Annotated in this window: 3 protein-coding genes; 2 read left to right on the forward strand and 1 reads right to left on the reverse strand. The window is 56.3% G+C overall.

Features of this window, described 5'->3' with window-relative positions; all coding sequences use genetic code 11:
- Positions 1-208: 208 nt before the first annotated feature.
- Positions 209-586 carry a helix-turn-helix domain-containing protein gene (locus DYZ14_RS23650; protein ID WP_154722878.1) on the forward strand — a complete coding sequence of 126 codons (378 nt, stop codon included), beginning with the start codon at positions 209-211 and terminating at the stop codon, positions 584-586.
- A gap of 208 nt (positions 587-794) precedes the next feature.
- On the opposite strand, the gene DYZ14_RS23655 is transcribed toward DYZ14_RS23650, so the two are convergent.
- Entirely contained in the window at positions 795-2,255 is a 1,461-nt protein-coding gene (locus tag DYZ14_RS23655) for a phospholipase effector Tle1 domain-containing protein (protein WP_154722879.1), read from the reverse strand.
- Positions 2,256-2,783: 528 nt separating this feature from the next.
- Here DYZ14_RS23655 and DYZ14_RS23660 point away from each other — a divergent pair.
- Positions 2,784-6,395: a YobI family P-loop NTPase gene (locus DYZ14_RS23660; protein WP_232365667.1), complete on the forward strand. Its 3,612-nt coding sequence runs from the start codon at positions 2,784-2,786 to the stop codon at positions 6,393-6,395.
- The last annotated feature ends 285 nt before the right edge of the window (positions 6,396-6,680 follow it).

A 6,680-nucleotide genomic window follows, 5' to 3' on the forward strand; every position in this document is an offset into this window, starting at 1 on the left:
ATCAATGAGCGGATAGCGAAACTGGCGCGTCGCCGAACGCTCGGGAAAGCTGGCTTCGCAAAAAGCCGAACCAAACCCCACTGACCGGATGCTGAAGACCCATCCGCGGCCTACGCCGGATGCTTACATTTTGAGAAAAGCATCGTCTGGATCAAGTGGATCGGGACACACAAGGCATATGACAAGATCGACGTGAAGGAAATCGAACATGGCAGCTGATCTTAAGCCCATCCGATCAGAAAGGGATTACGAGGAAGCTCTGGCTGAGGTCGAGGACCTGTGGGGCGCGAAGGCCGGCACGCCTGAGGGGGACCGGCTTGATATTCTGGCGACTCTCATCGACGCTTACGAAGCGAAGGCTTACCCCATGGATCCCCCCGATCCGGTGGAAGCAATACGTTTTCGGATGGAACAGCAAGGATTGACCCGCAAGGACCTCGAACCGATGATTGGCCCGCGTAACCGGGTGGCCGATGTCCTGAACCGCAAGCGAAGCCTGTCGATCGATATGATCCGTCAACTGCACTCTCGATTGGGAATATCCGCAGAAGTTTTGATCAGGCCGAGTAGGGGCAAGGTTGCCTGAGCGGATCTGCATGCTATTCCGCTAACACTGACGTCTGGGGCGCAGTCAGAGAATTGCCCCTCCTGAAAGGCCAGCTTCGGGGCCGGCAGGAGACGGTCCGGGCTTGGCGAATGACCGGCCTAAGCTGCCGTCCGAGTACGGACCTACTCTCGGCGTATACCGATCTGCTCGGAGCGACACAGACACCCTCTTGGTTTGGCCAGGCACGCTAGCCCCTAACTTCTTCACTGTAGAACTTGGCCACTAGAGAATGGTTGTGCAAATTGGAGGGCCGGTAGGCCTTAACCTCACCCATCTGCGGAACGGCCTCCGCCTCAAAGCGCGCGATGACCGAAGGATGTAGCGTCACCCCCTTCTCAACGTTTCTCACCTGCGTAGTCCAAGTTAAGCGGTCGCGGGTCAGCCAACGAAGCAGTGCAGGCTGGCCATTCAACACGCCCTCGCGTTCGTCATGCTGGAGTCCGAGCGGATCGGGTGAGGTGACGAGCAATTCCGGTCGCATCTGAATCTCCGGGATCGCCGCCTTCAGCTCGTCTAGCATCCATTGCAGCGCAATGTCGGAAAGCCGCGATTCCTCCTCAGGATAACTTCCCCCGATATCGGAGTGATTGCCAGCGAACCATACCTGCTTCATCCAGTCGTGGTTACCCCGCTGGTTGTTCCAATCGACATCTATGCTCCGGCCCCAGGACACACGAGGGAACTTCAGGCGTGCCTCGTCGATCGCGAGCGCATGGCGCAGGAAGCGGACCTCGCGGTCGACATAGCGGTCGTAATTCTTGCCGGACCACCATGCGACATGTCCGTGGCGTGCGATTGCGAACCAGTCGAATGGATTCCAGAGGCGAACCCTCCGACCTGGGTCCTTGAAGAAATATTTCACCTGCCCACTCATGACTACGATCGTCCAGTAGGCGGCGGCCAGCGGCACCAGCGCAAACAACGCCGTTATCCACCATGGTGCCACCGTTGAAATCCACCAAGTCAGCAGAAGAAGCAAAAAGAAGCCGCCGACCGCTAGGAGCGTTGCTTGTCGGCTACCAAGTGCCGCGACCGTGTCGAAGACCCCGATGAAGGTAGGCTGCACATTGCCTTGCGGCTCCCCGTCCGCGCCAACGCCCTCAGAGCTGTACTTTGTGCGGAAGCTCCGAGCCTTCTCCTCGCGCTCTTCTTCGTAGAGCGCCCGCTTAGACCCAGCTCCGTGATTGTACACGTACCGGACAGCGTCCGAAGCGATCTTGCGCAGTTTCGGCCCATACCGCGGTACGGGTGCCCCGTCAGATCCTTTGGTTGGCACCCCGCAGAGGTTCAGGACATTCGCCAGCGAGCGAACGGTGTAGGCTCCTCGGCTGAAGCCGAAGAGGCAGATTTTGTCGCCCGGCTGATAGTTGGCGATTATCGCCGCGTAGCAGTCTATGACGTTTTGGTCGATCCCCGTACCGACTGCGGCAGAAAGCGTATTCCTTATTCTGCGGAAGCTGATCCCATCCGTTTCGCCGGCCCCTAAGCCAGGGTCATAAAAGGCGACTTGCTGGTGCGGACCAATCGGCGAATCCGGCCCGGGCCGCATCGCGCGGTACATCTTATAAACATTTGACAATCGTTGATCGGGACGAAGTCCTCCAATCTGACCGGTTCCATCGGAGAAAATCAGAAGCAACTTTGTCAATACCGCGCCCTCCCTATCCAAGCCCGTCGAATCGCGTGGTGTCTCGCCTTAGCGCAACACTACGCGCACACCTCAAGCTAACCAACAACCCAGCTATTTACTTCTTTAGAGTTGCATCTGCAGAATGCTATCTGCTTGAGCGCGATCCGCTCGACGACGCCATTGGAAACTGCTCCCACCGGTGCCCTGAAGTTACTGAGTGTCGGCTTCGGGGCCGGAAGCGGACATTCGACGAGGAGGTCTTTCCGGTAAAGAGACACAAAACGGGCAGTTCAGCGCGATTCTATCGAGCGGTATCGAATGCGGCCAGCACGATAGCGTGCACCTGGCATCTGATACGATAACTTCGTCATTTAGCTGATTAACTTGGGCTAAGCATGCGACGGCCGTTGGCCGATGGGCCCGACTCTGCTTAACGTCTTCAAGGGCTGTGAGATTGGGGGCAGTGTCATCTCCCGCTTCGAGTGGCCTGTTGCAGACACCTGAGCACTGTTAGTCAGGTTCTGCGAAACAGGAGGGTCTTGAGCCTTGGAGAGACAGTTCGGATATCGGAAAACATTGGCGAGCTTGCTCAAATCCGTCGCGGATTGGCTCACCCCACATCCGGCGGTTTCTGACGGGGAGTCCAGGTTCGTTGATCTCGCCCCTACGGATAAGGCGGACGAAGCAGGCGTATATTCCGCAGCGTTGACTGTGGCAACCAGCAACCCCCGCGTAATGAACATCGCCCTCACCGGACCCTATGGATCCGGGAAGAGCAGCATCATCAAGTCGTTCCTGAAGCGCTACAAGCGGCCGGTCCTCCAGATTTCATTGGCGGCGTTCATGCCCGAAGCCGTTTCCACAGGCGCCGCGGTCGGCAAGCAGGAGATCGAGCGCAGTATCCTCCAGCAGATGCTCTACGGCGCCGACGCCAATCGACTCCCGCTATCTAGGTTTAAGCGCATTCAATCACCTGGCCGCTGGTCCGGTTTCGCGTCCCTTTTCATCGTGCTGGGCATCGTAGCGCTTTGGCACCTGATCCAGCACCGCGAGGCGATCATGACGGGCGCCTTTTTCATGCCTCTGGACGCCACGAACTGGTATAATCTGCTCGCATTCGGGATCGGCGGGCTGTTCCTTTGGCTAGTCTTCCATCACATCTATGTCGCGAGCTTCGGCATTTCGCTGAAGAGCATATCGCTCAAGGACATCGAAATCACGCCGAAGGCTGCGACCGAGGAGTCGATCCTCAACCGCCATCTGGATGAAATCATATACTTTTTCCAGTCGACCAAATACGATCTTGTCGTGATCGAGGATTTAGACAGGTTTAACAACGCCGACATCTTCGTTACGTTGCGCGAGATCAACAGTCTCGTGAATGCCAATGGGGGGGTGAAGCGCCCCATCAGATTCCTCTACGCCCTACGCGATGATATGTTCGTTAATACGGACAGAACGAAGTTTTTCGAATTCATTATACCCGTAATTCCGATCATCAACAGCTCCAACTCGATCGACAAGGTACTGGAGCAGGGCAAGCGCCTTTCACTCGACAAGAGGCTGAAGCCACAGTTCCTACGCGAGGTTTCGCGATACTTGGATGACCTCAGGCTCATCCAAAACATTTTCAACGAATACGCAATTTACGTCGACAATCTCGAACCGGAAGGCGAGACCAATCTCGACGCAAACAAGTTGCTGGCCGTCTTAATCTACAAGAACGTTTTCCCCAGCGACTTCGAGAACCTTCATCGTGGGAGGGGCAACCTCGCCGGCATCCTTCACGCTCACGACCGGCTTGTGACCGCGAGCGAAGCTAAGTACAGGGCGGAAATATCTCGCCTGGAAGGACTCATCGACATCAGCGAGAGGCAACTGCCAAATGATCTGGATGAGTTACGCAGGAGCTATGCGATGGCTCTGATTGAATTGGTTCCTGTGGGTTACATTTCTGTCTCGTTGGACCGCAACCACTTCTTTCCGATCAATACGCTGGCCAAGAGCGAAAAGCTGGAGGATTTTATCGAATCCAAACAGTTTTGGGCACGCGACGTGCAGAGTTACCAACAACAGGTCGCAGTGTCGGGGCTTCAAGCTAAGGTGAATCCAAACAAGACCTTCTTGAAACGGAAAGAGGAAGTGGAGAAGAAGGCCGCATCATACAGAGATGCGACGTCCAAACGCATCCGCGATCTGCGAGACAGAATCACCACTCTCCGAATGATGAAGTTCACCGAGATGCTTCGCGAGAACGTGGAGGAAGTGGCCGACTTTTTCAACGGCTTCGGCGACAGGGTGGACTTGGCTCGCTTCCTGGTTTTGGAAGGATATCTTGATGACACCTACTACCAGTACACATCACTCTTCCATTCCGGTCGTCTGTCGCCAAGCGACAACAAATTCCTCATCCGCATTCGGAGCTTCAGCAACCCCGACCCCAATTTTCAGATAGACAACCCGAGAGAGGTCATCGCCGCGATGCGCGACGAAGACTTTAGTCGGAACTATGTCCTAAACGTCAAGATCGTAGACGGCCTGCTTACCGATACCTCATCCTATCCGATGCAGATTTCCAAACTGATGAACTACATTGCATCCGACTTCGAAGGCTGCGAGTCTTTTCTGGCGGCGTACTATGCCCATGGGGCGGCGGTCGCTAAGTTGATCGCCGGGCTTTCGCGGATCTGGCCGGACTTTGTCGCCGCTGCGCTCGCAAGTTCTGCGAACTTGACCCATGTGGCGCGGATTATCAGCCACGTGACCGACACGCAACTGAAGAGCCTAGCCAGCAAGCACAATACTTTGGCAGCGTTCGTATCGCAGAACCTCGCCGGCATCCTTGAACAAGGGGTCGACTTCCCTCCCGAACGCCTGAAGCTGCTCGACGTGGAGACGGTCGACCTAGCCGCCGTCGCCACACATCCGGGGTTCGTGCGGGTCTTGTTCGACGGTGGGCTCTACGCGATCTCTATTGATAACCTAAACTTCATCTTCCAGAGTGTTCTCCTGCTCGAGGATGAAGACGGGCCGTCCGAACGAAACTACACGGTAATCCTGGAGTCCGGCAACGAGCCACTGCTGAAAAAGGTCGATGGACAGTTCGATGAGTATCTTGAGAACGTCCTCCTTCGACTGCCCGAAAATCGGCGCGAGAGCGTCGAGGCAATGCGTCGCGTCGTCGGCCGGGAGCATCTCGAACTCGAATCACTGGTGAGGTTCTTGGAGCAGCAGCTAACCTCGCTACCGAGCCTGGACGACGTTCCCGACAAGCTTCACGTTGCGCTTTTCGAGATCGGGAGAATCGAGCCGACTTGGGAGAACTGCCTAGCCTTCCAAAGGAGCGAGAGCTATGACGCGGATGCGCTGAGTGACTTCCTTAATGATGACACCACGATCACGGCGCTTCGTGGACAGCCGATGCCGGACGGACTAGAGGCCCATTCGCTTCGCGAGTTCGTCCTCGAGAGTGACGCCCTGAGCGACGACGCCTATGCCGCCTACTTGCAGTCGTTGCAGTACAAGCTCAAGGCGTTCCCGAAATCCGTTAGCGTAGGGAAGACGAAGATCCTGGTTGATCGAAACCTGGTGGTCTTCTCCGCCGAGAATTTGTCCCATCTAGCAGGCAGCCCTGCGCTGGGTGTCGCCTTCGTCAAGAACAACGTTAACGAATTTTTCGAGGCACAGGCCGAGTGCGACCTAGACGACGACTTCAGGCAAAAGCTGCTAGAAGCGGACGTCGGCGACGGGACCCGGCTGAAAATCCTCGCAGCGATGGACCTCGGCATATTTACGGGCAAACGCGCCCGAGCCGCGCTCGTAGGCGAAATACTTGCCCGCACTAGAACCAGGACCGACAATATCGATGCGGATGCCGCACGCGCTGTGATTTTAAGCTCCGGCCCCGCCGAAACTCAAATCTCGCTGCTGAACCTGTTTCACGGGATGTTTGACATCGAACAAGTGAAGGACATCCTGCAGTCGATGCCATCACCGCTCCCCGACATCAAACCGGGTTGGGGTACGCCGAGGCTTGCAGACACACCGGTCAACGTCGATTTCGTGACCTGGTTGAAGACAAGGAACATCATATCGTCGTGGAGCAGAGGCACAGGCTTCTTCGGTGACGGCATTCGCATCAACCTGTTCAGGAAATAGGCCGCGATCGGACAGGCCTTAGGACGCGTCACGTCGCCGACTTTCAAGTCGCATCGGCCGCGCGACTCCGCTCGCATTTCGGCGGGGTGGCTGGAAGAAAAGATTGAAGTTGCGCCTCTCAAGCGGCGCACTTTGACTTAATGAGCTGTTGATTTCCACTGAGAGCTGATGGAGTGGATGCCCCCTCCCGACGGCATCGCAATGTGCCAGAGTGATGTTCGCCAGAACGTCACTTAGAGGAGAGAGCATCCATGAAGGAAGTTAGCATCGTCGGCCTGGACCTAG

Source organism: Ciceribacter sp. T2.26MG-112.2, from assembly GCF_900492205.1.
GTDB classification, from domain to species: Bacteria; Pseudomonadota; Alphaproteobacteria; order Rhizobiales; family Rhizobiaceae; genus Allorhizobium; species Allorhizobium naphthalenivorans_A.

Bases quoted from the DNA above. Each gene is read 5' to 3' on its own strand.
- DYZ14_RS23650 (WP_154722878.1), top strand. From the start codon at position 209: ATGGCAGCTGATCTTAAGCCCATCCGATCAGAAAGGGATTACGAGGAA.